The organism is Achromobacter dolens (assembly GCF_902859745.1).
Classification (GTDB): domain Bacteria; phylum Pseudomonadota; class Gammaproteobacteria; order Burkholderiales; family Burkholderiaceae_B; genus Achromobacter; species Achromobacter dolens.
Window position 1 is genome coordinate 14409 of record NZ_CADIJW010000023.1, and the last position, 14920, is coordinate 29328.

Here is a 14920-nt window from a genome sequence, read left to right on the forward strand (position 1 = left end):
AAACCTTAAGACCCTTTCTGGCGCAGCAGCGCCTGCTTGAAGCGATCGAACTCCTGGTTGAAGTCGAGTGTACGCTTCTGCGACGTCATCGCCGCCAGGATGCCGCAGCCGCCTTCCTGCGGCTTGATCCAGATCCAGACGCGGCGATCCCGAATATAGAACATCGAAAACACCCCCAGGACCAGCAACAGGCTGCCCAGGTAGACCGTATTCTTGCCCGGCGTGCGGCTGACCTGGAACACGCTGGCCTGCACGTGGTTGAAATCGGCCAGGGAGAAGAAGACCGGCGCCGGATAAACCGTCAGGTCGGACAGGGCCGCCACCGCCAGGCGCGACCAGAGCGCGGCACGCTCGGCCTCGGGGCCTTCTGTGGGCACGGGCGGCAAGCCGGCGCGTTCGCGCTCGACCGCCCGCAGTTCGTTCATGCTGGCGCCGATCAGGCGGATCACCACGTCCGCGGCGCGCTCCAGGTCGGCGGCCGGCGTGTTGGCCTGCAGGAACGCGGCCACGGCCTGCAGGCCGCCGGAGGCATAGGTTTCCAGGGCGCGCTCGGCCGCCGTCTGCAGCGGCTGGCGGTCGGCGCCGCTGGGGCTGTTGCGCTCGGCGAAGCGACGGGCCGCCTCCTGTCGCGCGGCGGGATCGGCCAGCGTCGCGCGCAGCCGCATGAACTCGGCCACGGAACTGTCGTCATCGGCCGGGATGCGCAGATAGCGGAACGGTTCGGAGGCATTGTTGCGCACGCCGGCCAGGAACACGCTGGCGCCATCCAGTTGCACCGGCAGCATGTAGTTCTGGAACTCGTGGGCCTGGCCCGCATCGTCGATCAGCTTGTATTCGACGCTGGGACCCACGTTGCGCAGGTTTTCGTTCTTCTTGCCGGCGGCGCTGCCGGACACGGAGGCCACATGCTCGGCGAAGCTCTGGTTGCCGCCCTTGGGATCGCCGCGGGTCAGGTCCTCGACGTTGATCGGACGCAGGGCCGTGATTTCCACGCCCATGCTGCGCGGGCCACGCGCAGTGTTAGCGCTTACTTCGGAAGTCTTGCCCACGGTGCCGTCAACATTGAACGTGGCGCTGTCGGCGCCCACCAGCGGGTAGCCTTTGAGCACCACCGTGCTGCCGCCATCATCGAAGCTGGACTGGTACACCGTCATGCCCTTGAAGCGCAGCGGCTCGTTCACCTCGATGGTCGAATCGAAATGCTTGCCGGTATCCGGATCGGTCACTTCGACTTCGCTGGCGAAGCGGCTGGGCATGCCGGTCGAGTAGTAATCGACGATGAATTTCTTGAGCTTCAGCGTGAACGGCATCGGCTGCACCAGCGCGCCGTCGCCCACCATCACGACCGCGGTGCTGGCCTGGCCATTCTCCGGCACCAGCACGCTGGCGCGGAAACTGGGGTTGTTGACCGACAGGCGGCCGCTCTCCGGCACCTCGGAAATCAGCATGTTCTCGACAATGGGTTTCTTGCCGCCAAACATGACCTGCAGGCGCACCGGCAGCTCGCTGTCGAGCAGGCCGCCGATACAGATGATGACCATGGCGGCGTGGGCGAACACGTAACCCAGCCGGTTGGCGCTGCCCTTCTTGGCCGCCAGCAGCACGCCCGTGCTGTCCTGGCGCTCGCGCACCGCATAGCCCATGCGCTTGAGCAGCGCCGTCAGGCCGGCCGCGGTCCGCGGCACGTCGGTGGGCGCCTCGGTCTCGACCCGGTGCGGAAAGGCCCGCAGGCTGCCGCCACGCACGTGCTCGCGGAACGAACGCGCGTCGCGCAGCATCTTGGGCGCGTTGCGGATCAGGCAGACGGACGTCGAAATGACCAGGAACGCCATGATCAGCAGGAACCACCAGCTGTTGTAGACGTGCCAGATCGAGAACTTGTCGAACACCTCGAACCAGAACGGCCCGAACTGGTCGATGTAGTTGTTGGACGAGCGGTTTTGCTGCAGGACCGTCCCCACCAGGCTCGCCACGCAGATGAACATCAGCAGGCTGACGGCGAAACGCATCGAGCCCAGCAATTCAAACAGATCGCGGGGCAGGCTGCGCAGGGAGGGACGGGAGTGTGTCTGAGTCGAATTCATGAAAAAAGGGGGGCCGCGCGATCGGCTACCCCCCTCGTAGACAGCGCATGACGGAATCAGGTTCCGCCATGCCAGGTTGCGTGAACGCGGACCAGCCGCGCGCGTGCCGGCGTACGGCTACCGCAGGCCAGCCGCGTAGTCCGCCACGGCCTTGATGTCGGCATCCGACATCCGGTCGGCCACGGCGTGCATCACGTCGTTGGCGCGATCGCCGCTGCGGAACAGCTTGAGCTGCTCTTCGATGTACAAGGGGAACTGGCCCGACAGGCGGGGGTACTGGCCCGGAATGCCCGCGCCATTGGCAGAATGGCATGCGGCACAAGCCGGAACATTGCGCTCGGGCAAACCGCCGCGCCAGATCTTTTGACCCAGGTCAACCAACTTCTCCTGGCCGGCCGTGGCGGGTTCTTTCAGCGGCTGCTGCGCCAGGTACAGCGCAATGTTCTGCATGTCGGCCGGCGTCAGGTTCTGCGCCATGGCGGTCATGGGGGTCGGATTGCCGCCGGGGCCATTGCGCACCGGCAGCTTGGCGCCCTGCTTGACCTGGAAGTCGGTCAACTGCTTGACCAGGTATTCGTGGGGTTGCGCGGCCAGGTTGGGATTCACCGGAATGGTGCTGTTACCCGCCGCGCCATGACAGGACGCACAGGCGATGATGCCGCGCGAGGCATCGCCCTGGTCAAACAACTGCCCGCCCTTGGCGGCATCCGGCTTGGCCGGGCCCGCGGCGCCGTCAGCGGCGAAGCTCGTAGTAGAAAAGGCGGAGGCGCCGAGCAACAGCCCGCTCGCAACCAACATCCGGGACAGCACACGCTTCATGAAGACCTCGACGATCACATCGATCAAGGCGCAAAAAGGCGCCCACGCCTGCCCGCACATCTGGAAAACCGTATCGAACCTGATTTGCCCGTTTGCCTGCGCGTCAAAGGCGGCAGTACCTTCGAAGCCGGATGACCGGCGGGTACGAAATGCCCTCAACGGTAAGCAAAAGAGACGGCTCCGCGCACGGGGACCACTGTTGCAAACGCCGGATTATACAATAGGGCTCGAAACCAACTGTAGCCAAAGCCATCCGTGTCCCTCCTACATCGCGCCTCTTTCCTTACGTCGGCCGCTCGCCTCGACCAGTTGCCGCCTCCTGACGCGCCCGAGGTTTGCTTCGTCGGCCGCTCCAACGCCGGCAAGTCCACGGCCATCAACGTGCTGTGCAACCAGCGCCGCCTTGCCTTCTCCAGCAAGACGCCGGGCCGCACGCGCCTGATCAACATGTTCGGCCTGCCCGACCCGTTGAACCCCGAAGGCCACATCGGCTACCTCGTCGACCTGCCCGGCTACGGCTATGCCTCCGTGGCCCGCGACGAAAAGGAAAAATGGGCCGACATCCTGGGCGGCTACCTGCGCGACCGCGAATCGCTGGCCGGCATCGTGCTGCTCATCGACATCCGCCGCGGCGTCACCGAACTGGATCGCCGCCTGGCCAATTTCATCGCCCCCACCGGACGCCCGGTGCTGGCGCTGCTCACCAAAGCCGACAAGCTGCCCTACGGCCAGCGCGTGCGCACCGTGTTCTCGGTGCGCAAAGACCTGGCGGACATCGGCGCCCTGCACACCATCCCCTTCTCGGCGCCGGAGCGCATCGGCCTGGAAGAAGCTGGCGCGCACATAGAAAACTGGATTTCTCCCAAGGTCGTACCATGAACCCGCAGATCATCACCCCCGACTTCCCGGTTTCCCGCCCCCGCCGCCTGCGCCGCGACGACTACACCCGCCGCCTGGTGCGCGAGAACGCCCTCACCGTCAACGACCTGATCTATCCGGTCTTCGTGGCCGAGGGCAGCGGGCTGAAACAGGCCGTGCCGTCGCTGCCGGGCGTGGTGCGCTATTCGCTGGATACGTTGCTGCCGGTGGCCGAGGAATGCGTGGCGCTGGGCATCCCGGTGCTATCGCTGTTTCCCGCCATCGACCCGGCGCTCAAGACGCCCGACGGCATCGAAGCCACCAACCCCGACGGCCTGATCCCGCGCGTGGTGCGCGAACTGAAAAAACAATTCCCCGGCCTGGGCGTGCTGTGCGACGTGGCGCTGGACCCGTACACCAGCCACGGCCAGGACGGCGTCATCGATGAAAACGGCTACGTCGTGAACGAGCCCACCGTCGAGATCCTCGTCAAGCAGGCCCTGACACAGGCCGCGGCCGGCGTCGACATGGTCGCCCCCAGCGACATGATGGACGGCCGCATCGGCGCCGTGCGCCGCGCGCTGGAGGCCAACGGCTACATCCACACCCAGATCATGGCCTACTCGGCCAAGTACGCCAGCGCCTTCTACGGCCCGTTCCGCGACGCCGTGGGCTCGGCCACCAACCTGGGCAAGTCCAACAAAATGGCCTACCAGATGGACCCGGGCAACCTGGACGAAGCGCTGCGCGAAGTCGCGGCCGACCTGCAGGAAGGCGCCGACATGGTCATGGTCAAGCCCGGCATGCCGTACCTCGACGTGCTGCGCCGCGTCAAGGACACCTTCCGCGTCCCGACCTTCGCCTACCAGGTGAGCGGTGAATACGCGATGATCAAGGCGGCCTCGGCCAACGGCTGGCTCGACCACGACAAGGTCATGATGGAAGCGCTCCTGGCGTTCAAGCGCGCCGGCGCCGACGGCATCCTGACGTACTTCGCGATCGAAGCGGCGCGGCTGCTCAAGCAGCAGCGCTGATCCCGGCTGGCGGGGCCTGCTCGGCCCCGCCCCGCTCGTCATCCGCGCGCCTCGGCATGAAACGCGCACACGAAACGCGCCCATGCAACGCGCCAACTACCGGCGGGCCCTTGCGGCCCGCCGCGGTTTCAACGCGACGCCGGCGCGCCGCGGCGCAGGCCCAGCCAGGTGCCACTGAGAATGCAGGCCAGCCCCGCCACGTGCACCAGCGTGACGTGCTCGTCCAGGAACAGCGCGGCGAACAGCAGGCCGAAGATCGGCAGCCAGTTCACGAACAGCGCCGCGCGGCTGATCCCCAGCCTGGCAATGCCCGCGTTCCACAGGATGTTGCTGACGCCCGAGGCGATCACCGCCGAGAACAGCAGCACCAGCCATGGCCACCACGTCATGCTCCAGTTGTCCGCGTCATACGACGAGGGCGTCATGGCCGCATGCGCCATCAGCATCAGGCCGCCGGCCAGGTACATGTACCAGAGCATCGCCAGGGGATCGAGCGTGCGCGAGATGCGCTGGATCACCAGCCCGCCGAACACGAACACCGCCACCGCCAGGAACACGATGGCGTCGCCCCAGCCGGTCAGCCCCAACTGCGCGCCGCTGCCCACCACCACCATCGCCACGCCGGCCAGGCCCAGCAAGGCGCCGGCGATCCGCAGCCACGTCAGCCGCTCGCGATAGAACAGGGCCGCCAGCAACGCCGACAGCAAGGGGCTGGTGGCCATCAGCAGCGTGCCATTGGCGGCCGACGAGAACTGCAGCCCGTACACCAGCGCGGTCTGGTGCGCATACACCACCAGGAAGCCCGCCAGCGCCACCCAGGCCAGTTCCACGCGTCCCAGCTTCGGAATGCGGCCGCGCCGCGCCTTGACGATGAGGGTGACGGCGACGAACGCCACGGCGATCCGCAAGGCCGCCAGGGCGCGGATATCCATGTGCTGCGTCAGATACTTGATGGAGACGATGTTCAGGCCCCAGGTGGCCATCACGAACATCAATTGCAGATAGATCAGACCGGTGCGGTCCTGGCTTGCATCGACTGTCGGAGACGTCACGGGCGCCGGCCTGAGGGGTTGGAGGCGCCGCCCACGCGGCGCGAACCCTCATGGTAGCGGCCGGCCACCGCTCAACGCAATAGCACGCGGTCCAGTGACTCGGTGAAGCGCTTGGCGTCCTGGAAGCCCACCACGCGCGCGTCCGGCAATTCCTTGCCGCCGGGTTCGAAGAACATGATGCCCGGCGGGCCGAACAGGCGGAAACGCTTGAGCAACGCCCGATCGTTGGCATTGTTGGCGGTCACGTCGGCCTGCACCAGCAGCATGCCGGCCATGCGTTGCGCCACGCCCGGATCGGTGAAGGTGAAGCGCTCCATCTCGCGGCACGATACGCACCAGTCGGCGTAGAAGTCCAGCATCACCGGCTGCGTGCTCGCGGCCAGCAGCGCGTCCAGCTCGGCGTTATTGCGCACGCGCTTGAACTGCACCTCGCCAGCATGCGCGGCGGCGCCCGAGGCCGCCGGGCCGCCGGAGGCAAAATGCGACAGCGGCTGCAGCACGTCGCGGCCGCCGCTGGCCGCGCCAATCAGCCACGCGGCGGCGGCCAGGGCCAGCAGCAGGCCGATGCCCTTGCCGAACATGCGCGCCGAGCCGGCGCCCGCCGGCAACGCGTCGAACGCGCGCAGCATCACCGCGCCGACGATCGCCAGGAAGGCCCAGCCCGTCATCTGCACCCAGGTCGGCACCACCGGAATCAGCATCCACCAAGCCGTCGCCAGCAGCAGCATGCCGAACAGCCGCTTGACGCCATCCATCCACGGCCCGGCCTTGGGCAGCAGCGCGCCCGACGAGGCGCCGACAATCAGCAGCGGCACGCCCATGCCCCACGCCATCGCGAACAGGGCCGCGCCGCCCAGCACCACGTCGCCGGTCTGCGAGATGTACAGCAACGCGCCGGCCAGCGGCGCGGCCACGCACGGCCCGACGATCAGCGCCGACAACGCGCCCATCAGCAACGCGCCGGTGTAACGGCCGCCTGGAATGCGCGACGAGCGCTCGGCCAGCCGCGCCTGGATGCCGGACGGCATCTGGAAGGTGAAGGCATCGAACATCGCCAGCGCCAGCACCGCCAGCAGGATCGCGAACAGGGTCAGGATCCACGGCGTCTGCAGCCACGCGGCCAGGCCCGCGCCGCTCAGGCCGGCGGCCACGCCCAGCGCGGTGTAGACCACCGACATGCCCAGCACGTAGGTTGCCGCCAGCGCCAGGCCGCGGCCGCGCGTCGGGCGTTCCTGACTGGCGCCGCCCAGCACGATCGACGACAGGATGGGAATCATCGGCAGCACGCAGGGCGTGAACGCCAGCAGCAGGCCCAGCACCAGGAACACGCCGGCCGTCTTGATCCAGCCCAATCCGCCCAGCGCATCGGCCAGGCCGGTATCGCCCGCGTTCACCAGCGCGCTCAGGCCGCCGCCCGCAGCGGCCGGCGCGGCCGAGGCGCCCCCGCCGCCCGCCAGCGCGTAGCCGCCCGCCACCGGCGTCAGCTTCACACTGCTGTCCATTGGCGGATAGCACAGGCCGGCATCGGCGCAGCCCTGGCCGGTCAGCGTCAGCGTGAACGGTTGGCCGCCGGGCGTCACCGGCACGCGGATCAGCACGTCCTGGTGATAGACCTCCATGTCCTTCTCGAAGGTCGGGTCGTATTTGACGTCGCCCTTGGGGTAGACCGGCTCGCCCAGCGTGGCCGCACCCAGCGGACTGATGCTGATGCCGAAGCGCTCGCGGTACATGTAGTAGCCTGGCGCCACGCGGAAACGCAGCTCGACGGTATCCGGCGTGGCCATCGCCGCGCTGAAGACGAAGGCCTTTTCGGGTTCGAGGAATTCGGCCTCGGCGCGCGCCGGCGCGTTCCAGGCCAGCCACAGCATGGCCATGGCCAGCAGCGCCAGCAACTTGGGGAAAAAGGCACGCATCGGTGCGCCGGTTCGGACCGCGGGTTGCAACATCAGTCTCTCTTGTTCTGCACGATGGCCGTCTGCTGGCGCACCCAGTCGAGATAGGGCGCGGCGCCGCCGATGACCGGCAGCACGATGATTTCGGGCACGTCGTAGGGATGCATCTGCGCCAGGGCCTGGACCACGGCCTTGTGGCGCGCGTAGGTGGTCTTGATGTGGATGGGGATTTCCTCGGCCCCCTCCACCTCGCCTTGCCACTGGTAGATGGACAGGCCCGGCGCCCCAAGGTTCACGCAGGCGGCCAGGCCATCCTCGACCAGCACGTGAGCGATGCGCTTGGCCAGCAACAGGTCCGGCGCATTGCTGATGACCAGCACGACGTCGTCATCGCGCAACATGGAGCCTCCTGGGAATACCCGTGTGGGATGTAACTCGGGGTATTTTATCGGTATCGCCGCCCGCGTCCGCCGACAATCAGACCCGCGGCCATCGCGCACCCATCCCCTCCGAGGCAAGCATGTCCGATAACTGCCTGTTCTGCCGCATCGCCCGCCACGAGATCCCGGCCCACATCATCCACGAAGACGACCGCCTGATGGCGTTCCTGGACATCCAGCCGGTGCGCCCCGGCCACACGCTCATCATTCCCAAGCAGCACTATCCCTACTACGAGGACATGCCCGCCGACCTGGCCGGCCACATCGTCAACCTGGGGCAGAAGCTCGGCCGCCACATGAAGCGGCTATACGGGGTGGACCGCGTCGGCTTCGCCTTCACCGGCATCCACGTCGCGCATACCCATGCGCATGTGATCCCCATGCACCATCCGCAGGATGTGACCTCGACCCAGTACATCGAGCAGCAGGACCTGACGTTCCGCATGCCGCCGCAGGCGCCCCAGGAGGCCCTGGCGGCCACGGCCGCGCAATTGCGGGGGGAGCTGTACGCCTCATAACGATCGGCGCGCCTGCACTGCCTGGACGGCCCGCAAGCGCCGCGCAAAAAACAAGGGCGGGTCCGAAGACCCGCCCTTGTCGCTTATCTAGACACCGAAACTTATTCGGCGCTGTCCTCAGCGGCCTCATCGACTTCCGGACGGTCGACCAGCTCCATGAAAGCCATGGGCGCGTTGTCGCCTTGACGGAAACCCATCTTCAGCACGCGGGTGTAGCCGCCGTTGCGGGCCGCGTAGCGCGGGCCGATTTCGGCGAACAGCTTCACCACGGCATCGCGATCGCGCAGACGGGCAAAAGCCAGACGCTTGTTCGCGAGGGTGGGTTCTTTACCCAGCGTGATCAGGGGTTCGATGACGCGGCGCAGTTCTTTCGCCTTGGGCAGCGTGGTCTTGATGGCTTCGTGGGTGATCAACGAAACGGCCATGTTGCGGAACATGGCAAGACGGTGACTGCTGGTGCGGTTGAGCTTACGCAAGCCATTACCGTGACGCATGATAAGTATCCTTTGAATCTAATGAAGGCGTTTCCGCCATCGGGTTATCCGGCTCTTCTATCGACCTGCAACCAGGCCGCGGTCCGGTGGAAAACGGTGCATTTTACGACGGTTTCGCAAACCGCCCGGCGGTGAAGCCGGGCGCCGCGGGAAACGCCCCTGCGAGAGGGGCGCCACCCTTGCAAGACTTACGGACGCTCCAGGCCCAGCGGGGGCCAGTTTTCGAGCTTCATGCCCAGCGTCAGGCCGCGTGCAGCCAGGACTTCCTTGATCTCGTTGAGCGACTTGCGACCCAGGTTCGGGGTCTTGAGCAGTTCGTTCTCGGTACGCTGGATCAGGTCGCCGATGTAGTAGATGTTTTCGGCCTTCAGGCAGTTGGCCGAACGCACGGTCAGTTCCAGGTCGTCGACCGGACGCAGCAGCACCGGGTCGATCTGCGGCGTGCCGCGGACCGGGGCTTCGTACGAATCGCCGGCGCCTTCCAGGGCGGCGAAGACCGAGATCTGGTCCATCAGGATGCGAGCCGACTGGCGCACCGCTTCCTCGGGCGAGATGACGCCGTTGGTTTCGATGTCCAGGACCAGCTTGTCCAGGTCGGTGCGCTGTTCCACACGGGCGCTTTCAACCGCGTAGCTGACGCGGCGGACCGGGCTGAACGAGGCGTCCAGAACGATGCGGCCGATGGTGTGGGTGCGGTCTTCCGACAGCGCGCGCACGTTGCCCGGCACGTAGCCGCGGCCCTTCTCGACCTTGATCTGCATTTCCAGCTTGCCCGCGTCCGTCAGGTTGCAGATGGCGTGGCCGGGGTTGATGATCTCGACGTCGTGCGGCAGCTCGATGTCGCTGGCCAGCACGGTGCCGGCGCCGGTCTTGCGCAGGACCAGGGTGACTTCGTCACGGTTGTGCAGCTTGAAGACCACGCCCTTCAGGTTCAGCAGGATGTCGACGACATCTTCGCGAACGCCCGGGATGGTCGAGTATTCGTGCACCACGCCCGTCATCTGGACTTCGGTCGGCGCGTAGCCGGTCATCGAAGACAGCAGGATGCGGCGCAGGGCGTTGCCCAGCGTATGGCCGTAGCCGCGCTCGAACGGCTCCATCACGATCTTGGCATGGTGGGTGCCGACCGGTTCGACTTCAATGGAGCGCGGCTTCAGGAAACCTTGAGTGGACATGTACTGTGTTCCTTTTCAATACCCTCGGCTCGTTACACCGATAAGGCTGATGGACAGGTTGAAACGTGAAACGCGGGCAGCGCAAAAAGCCGCCCGATACTTACCGCAAAGCCCGCCCCGCCAAACGGCGGAAAGCGGGCTGCTGCGAGACTTGCAAACCGGTCGCGAAACCAGCGTGCCAGCACCTTGCGAAGGAGGCGCCGGCAGGCGTGATTAACGCGAGTACAGTTCGACGACCATCGATTCGTTGATGTCGCGAGCGACGTCAGCGCGATCGGGAGCCGACTTGAACGTGCCGGTCAGCTTGGTCGTGTCGACTTCCACCCACTGGGGGATGCCGATGCTGGTGGCCAGGTCGAGCGATTCCTTGATACGGCCTTGCTTCTTGGCCTTTTCGCGGATCGAGATGACGTCGCCAGCCTTGACCAGCATCGAAGCGATGTCGGCGGTGTGGCCGTTCAGTTCGATGGCGCGGTGGCTCACCAGCTGGCGAGCTTCGGCGCGGGTCGAGCCGAAGCCCATGCGGTAGACGACGTTGTCCAGGCGCGATTCCAGCAGCTGGATCAGCGTTTCGCCGGTGTTGCCACGGCGACGCTCGGCTTCAGCGAAGTACTTGCGGAATTGCTTTTCCAGCACGCCGTACATGCGCTTGAGCTTTTGCTTTTCGCGCAGCTGCAGGCCGTAGTCGGAAGTGCGGGCACCCGAAGTGCGGCCGTGTTGGCCAGGCTTGGAATCCAGCTTGCACTTGGAATCCAGCGAGCGGCGGGCGCTCTTCAGGAACAGGTCAGTACCCTCGCGGCGCGAGAGCTTGCATTTGGGTCCAATATAACGTGCCATGTGGATTCCCTTTAGATACGACGACGCTTCGGCGGACGGCAGCCGTTGTGCGGAACGGGCGTGATGTCGGCGATGGACGAGATCTTGATGCCCAGCGCGTTCAGGGCGCGGACCGACGATTCACGGCCGGGGCCGGGGCCCTTGATACGCACTTCCAGCGTCTTGATGCCGTATTCCAGCGCGACACGGCCGGCCGTTTCAGCGGCGACCTGCGCGGCGAACGGGGTCGACTTACGCGAACCCTTGAAGCCAGCACCGCCCGACGTGGCCCACGACAAAGCGTTGCCCTGACGGTCGGTGATGGTGATGATGGTGTTGTTGAACGAAGCGTGAACGTGCGCGATGCCGTCCGAGACGTTCTTCTTGACCTTTTTGCGCACGCGCGAAGCGCCGCTGGTGGAAGCTTTCGCCATAATCCAGTTCCTCGATTATTTCTTCAGGGACGCAGCAGCACGACGCGGGCCCTTGCGGGTGCGGGCGTTGGTGCGAGTGCGCTGGCCGCGCACGGGCAGGCCGCGCTTGTGGCGCATGCCGCGGTAGGTTCCCAGGTCGATCAAACGCTTGATCGAGAGCTGCACTTCACGACGCAGGTCACCTTCGACCGTGAACACACCAACGTGTTCGCGGACGCGTTCCAGTTCAGCGTCGCTCAGATCCTTGACCTTTTTGTCAAACGGGACGTTAGCCGCTTCGCAGATCTTGCGAGCGCGCGTACGACCGATGCCAAAAATGGCGGTCAGGCCGATCTCGGCGTGCTGATGCGGCGGAATGTTAATGCCAGCAATACGGGCCATGACTGTTCCTTGAATAAATCCGTTGCGTAGTCGCTAACCCGAGTTAGCCTTGACGCTGCTTGTGACGCGGGTCGGTGCAGATAACGCGCACCACGCCGTGACGTTTGATAACTTTGCAGTTGCGGCAGATCCGCTTAACCGATGCCATTACTTTCATGGTTGACTCCTAATTTTCCGTAATCCGGTTTCGCTCACTTGGAGCGGAAAACAATCCTGGCTCGCGTCAGGTCATAGGGCGTGAGCTCCACTGTGACCTTGTCACCCGGCAGGATCCGGATGTAATGCATACGCATCTTGCCGGAAATATGGCCCAACACCACGTGGCCGTTTTCGAGCTTGACGCGAAATGTCGCGTTCGGGAGGTTCTCAAGAACCTCGCCTTGCATCTGAATGACGTCGTCCTTGGACATCTTTTGCTTACCGCATCGGCAAACCCGCGCCCTTGAAGTTAGCCTTCTTGAGCAACGAGTCGTACTGGTGAGACATCATGTAGGCCTGGACCTGCGCCATGAAATCCATCGTCACCACCACAATAATCAACAGAGACGTACCACCGAAGTAGAAGGGGACGTTCCACCGCATCACCAGGAATTCCGGCAACAGGCACACCAACGTGATGTAGATGGCACCTGCGAGCGTCAGACGCATCAGGATCTTGTCGATGTAGCGGGCCGTCTGTTCGCCCGGACGGATGCCCGGAACAAACGCACCACTCTTCTTCAGGTTGTCCGCCGTTTCGCGGCTGTTGAACACCAGAGCCGTGTAGAAAAAGCAGAAGAAAATAATCGCGACCGAATACAGCGTGATGTAGAGCGGTTGACGAGGCGACAGGGCCGCAGCCAGGTCGCTAAGCCAGCGCATGTTCTCACTGCTGGAGAACCAGCTCGTGATCGTGGCCGGGAACAGGATGATCGACGACGCGAAGATCGGCGGAATCACCCCGGCCATGTTCAGCTTCAGCGGCAGGTGCGAGCTTTGACCACCGTAGACCTTGTTGCCGACCTGACGCTTGGCGTAGTTCACCGTGATCTTGCGCTGTCCGCGTTCCACGAACACCACAAAAGCGGTAACCAGCACCACCAGGGCCACGATGAACAGTGCCGACAGCACGGACATCGCGTTGGTGCGGACCAGGTCCAACAGTGCAGCCAGCGCCGCGGGCAGGCCCGCAACGATACCTGCGAAGATCAGGATGGAAATCCCGTTGCCGAGACCGCGCTCCGTGATCTGCTCACCCAGCCACATGACGAACATGGTGCCGGTGACCAGGGTCACGACGGTCGTGAAGCGAAACAGCATGCCCGGATCGATCACAAGTCCCTGCTGGGACTCAAGCGCAACCGAAATGCCCACTGCCTGCACCAGCGCCAGCACGACCGTGCCGTAGCGGGTGTATTGGGTAATCTTCCGACGGCCGGCCTCGCCCTCTTTCTTGAGCGCTTCCAGCGACGGCACCACCACCGACATCAACTGCATGATGATGGATGCCGAAATGTACGGCATGATCCCCAGGGCAAAAATCGAGAAGCGCGAGAGCGCCCCGCCCGAGAACATGTTGAACAGGCCCAGGATCCCGCCCTGGTTCTGGCGGAACAAGTCCGCCAGCGCGTCCGGGTTGATACCCGGAACGGGGATGTGTGTACCCAAACGGTAAACCACCAGGGCGAGCACCAGGAACACGAGGCGGCGCTTGAGGTCGCCGTACCGCGTTCCGGTTTTACCCAATGCCTGCGCGTTAGCCACTCGTCACCTCGTGATCAAGCAAGCGAGCCGCCCGCGGCTTCGATGGCGGCGCGAGCGCCAGCCGTCGCGGTAATGCCCTTGAGCACGACCTTGCGCGAGAGTTCACCCGACTTGATGACCTTGGCGTAACGAACCGCCTGGCCAATCACGCCAGCCGCCTTCAGCACTTGCACGTCGATTTCGTCGACGGGCACGGCTTGCAGGTCCGACAGACGGACTTCGGCGTACAGGTGCTGACCGAGCGGGGTGAAACCACGCTTGGGCAGGCGACGCTGCAGCGGCATTTGACCGCCTTCGAAGCCAACCTTATGGAAACCGCCCGAACGCGACTTCTGACCCTTGTGACCACGGCCGGCGGTCTTACCCAGACCCGAACCGATGCCACGGCCGACGCGGCGCTTGGCGTGCTTGCTGCCCTCGGCGGGCTTCAGCGTATTAAGTTGCATATCCGACATGGTGATTCCTTAGGCTTCCGAGACGGAAACGAGATAATCCACCTTACGGATCATCCCACGCACCTCGGGCGTATCGACCAGCACGCGGCTGCTGTTGATACGGCCCAAGCCCAGACCGCGAACCGTGTCACGGTGCGATTGCTTGGTACCGATCACGGAGCGCACGAGGGTCACTTTGATCTGCTTCTGAGCCATGATTTACCCCAGGATCTCTTCGACGGTCTTGCCGCGCTTGGCAGCAACATCCGCCGGGGTCAGGGAGGCGCGCAGGCCATTCAACGTGGCGCGAACCATGTTGTAGGGGTTGCTCGAGCCCAGGCTCTTGGCAACCACGTTACGCACACCCATCACTTCGAAAATAGCGCGCATCGGGCCGCCGGCGATGACGCCGGTACCTTCAGCAGCGGGCGAAATCAGCACGGTGGCGGCGCCATGCTTGCCGACCACGGTGTGGTGCAGCGTGCCGTTCTTCAGGGCCACCTTGAACATGCCGCGACGGGCCTGTTCCATAGCCTTCTGAACCGACACCGGCACTTCACGCGCCTTGCCCTTGCCCATGCCGACGCGGCCATCGCCATCGCCAACCACGGTCAGCGCGGCAAAGCTCATGGTGCGACCACCCTTGACCACTTTGCTCACGCGGTTGACCGCGATCATCTTTTCGCGGAGGCCGTCATCGTTCTCTTTTTCCGCGGCGTTCTTGCCTTGTACTTTAGCCATTTGAC

At 64.8% G+C, this 14920-nt stretch carries 19 protein-coding genes; 3 read left to right on the plus strand and 16 right to left on the minus strand.

Annotated elements, in window-relative coordinates:
- Positions 1-5 precede the first annotated feature (5 nt).
- Together HV783_RS16795 and HV783_RS16800 are read right to left on the minus strand one after the other, a co-directional pair.
- Positions 6-2084 (minus strand): cytochrome c biogenesis protein ResB, encoded by a 2079-nt coding sequence (locus tag HV783_RS16795; protein ID WP_175189528.1) that lies wholly within the window; start codon positions 2082-2084, stop codon positions 6-8.
- A gap of 117 nt (positions 2085-2201) precedes the next feature.
- The gene (locus HV783_RS16800) at positions 2202-2903 is read right to left on the minus strand and encodes a c-type cytochrome (protein WP_100503279.1); all 702 of its coding nucleotides are present in this window, start codon (positions 2901-2903) and stop codon (positions 2202-2204) included.
- A gap of 255 nt (positions 2904-3158) precedes the next feature.
- On the opposite strand from HV783_RS16800, the gene yihA reads away from it, so the two are divergent.
- Positions 3159-3782 carry a ribosome biogenesis GTP-binding protein YihA/YsxC gene (yihA, locus tag HV783_RS16805; RefSeq protein WP_049077223.1) on the plus strand — a complete coding sequence of 208 codons (624 nt, stop codon included), beginning with the start codon at positions 3159-3161 and terminating at the stop codon, positions 3780-3782.
- Positions 3779-4795 (plus strand): porphobilinogen synthase, encoded by a 1017-nt coding sequence (gene hemB / locus HV783_RS16810; protein WP_175189529.1) that lies wholly within the window; start codon positions 3779-3781, stop codon positions 4793-4795. The genes yihA and hemB overlap by 4 nt, the downstream gene beginning before the upstream one ends.
- A 128-nt stretch (positions 4796-4923) precedes the next feature.
- On the opposite strand, the gene HV783_RS16815 is transcribed toward hemB, so the two are convergent.
- From HV783_RS16815 to cutA, 3 genes are all read right to left on the minus strand, one after another.
- Positions 4924-5787: a DMT family transporter gene (locus HV783_RS16815; protein WP_054472680.1), complete on the minus strand. Its 864-nt coding sequence runs from the start codon at positions 5785-5787 to the stop codon at positions 4924-4926.
- A 131-nt stretch (positions 5788-5918) separates the two neighbouring features.
- Positions 5919-7760 (minus strand): protein-disulfide reductase DsbD, encoded by a 1842-nt coding sequence (dsbD, locus tag HV783_RS16820; RefSeq protein WP_421422003.1) that lies wholly within the window; start codon positions 7758-7760, stop codon positions 5919-5921.
- 32 nt (positions 7761-7792) lie between these two features.
- Positions 7793-8140 carry a divalent-cation tolerance protein CutA gene (gene cutA, locus HV783_RS16825; RefSeq protein ID WP_054500245.1) on the minus strand — a complete coding sequence of 116 codons (348 nt, stop codon included), beginning with the start codon at positions 8138-8140 and terminating at the stop codon, positions 7793-7795.
- A gap of 119 nt (positions 8141-8259) precedes the next feature.
- On the opposite strand from cutA, the gene HV783_RS16830 reads away from it, so the two are divergent.
- Positions 8260-8697: an HIT family protein gene (locus HV783_RS16830; RefSeq protein ID WP_049077232.1), complete on the plus strand. Its 438-nt coding sequence runs from the start codon at positions 8260-8262 to the stop codon at positions 8695-8697.
- Between the two features lie 101 nt (positions 8698-8798).
- On the opposite strand, the gene rplQ is transcribed toward HV783_RS16830, so the two are convergent.
- The 11 genes from rplQ to rpsE form a co-directional block, all read right to left on the minus strand.
- Complete coding sequence (gene rplQ, locus HV783_RS16835) at positions 8799-9191, minus strand: 50S ribosomal protein L17 (protein WP_006389635.1); 393 nt, start codon at positions 9189-9191, stop codon at positions 8799-8801.
- A 188-nt stretch (positions 9192-9379) separates the two neighbouring features.
- On the minus strand, positions 9380-10366 hold the full coding sequence (locus HV783_RS16840) for a DNA-directed RNA polymerase subunit alpha (protein ID WP_006216514.1): 987 nt from the start codon (positions 10364-10366) through the stop codon (positions 9380-9382).
- Between the two features lie 213 nt (positions 10367-10579).
- The gene (gene rpsD, locus HV783_RS16845) at positions 10580-11203 is read right to left on the minus strand and encodes a 30S ribosomal protein S4 (RefSeq protein ID WP_006389633.1); all 624 of its coding nucleotides are present in this window, start codon (positions 11201-11203) and stop codon (positions 10580-10582) included.
- 11 nt (positions 11204-11214) lie between these two features.
- The gene (gene rpsK, locus HV783_RS16850) at positions 11215-11616 is read right to left on the minus strand and encodes a 30S ribosomal protein S11 (RefSeq protein ID WP_006216516.1); all 402 of its coding nucleotides are present in this window, start codon (positions 11614-11616) and stop codon (positions 11215-11217) included.
- 15 nt (positions 11617-11631) lie between these two features.
- Positions 11632-11997, minus strand: coding sequence for a 30S ribosomal protein S13 (gene rpsM / locus HV783_RS16855; protein WP_006389632.1), 366 nt, complete (start codon positions 11995-11997; stop codon positions 11632-11634).
- A gap of 43 nt (positions 11998-12040) precedes the next feature.
- Positions 12041-12154 carry a 50S ribosomal protein L36 gene (gene rpmJ, locus HV783_RS16860; protein WP_003806928.1) on the minus strand — a complete coding sequence of 38 codons (114 nt, stop codon included), beginning with the start codon at positions 12152-12154 and terminating at the stop codon, positions 12041-12043.
- Positions 12155-12188: 34 nt separating this feature from the next.
- Positions 12189-12407: a translation initiation factor IF-1 gene (infA, locus tag HV783_RS16865; protein WP_003806927.1), complete on the minus strand. Its 219-nt coding sequence runs from the start codon at positions 12405-12407 to the stop codon at positions 12189-12191.
- A 7-nt stretch (positions 12408-12414) separates the two neighbouring features.
- On the minus strand, positions 12415-13740 hold the full coding sequence (gene secY / locus HV783_RS16870; protein WP_006389630.1) for a preprotein translocase subunit SecY: 1326 nt from the start codon (positions 13738-13740) through the stop codon (positions 12415-12417).
- Between the two features lie 14 nt (positions 13741-13754).
- On the minus strand, positions 13755-14195 hold the full coding sequence (gene rplO, locus HV783_RS16875; protein WP_020925824.1) for a 50S ribosomal protein L15: 441 nt from the start codon (positions 14193-14195) through the stop codon (positions 13755-13757).
- 9 nt (positions 14196-14204) lie between these two features.
- On the minus strand, positions 14205-14390 hold the full coding sequence (gene rpmD / locus HV783_RS16880; protein ID WP_006216520.1) for a 50S ribosomal protein L30: 186 nt from the start codon (positions 14388-14390) through the stop codon (positions 14205-14207).
- Between the two features lie 3 nt (positions 14391-14393).
- Positions 14394-14915: a 30S ribosomal protein S5 gene (rpsE, locus tag HV783_RS16885; RefSeq protein ID WP_006389628.1), complete on the minus strand. Its 522-nt coding sequence runs from the start codon at positions 14913-14915 to the stop codon at positions 14394-14396.
- Between the last annotated feature and the right edge of the window lie 5 nt (positions 14916-14920).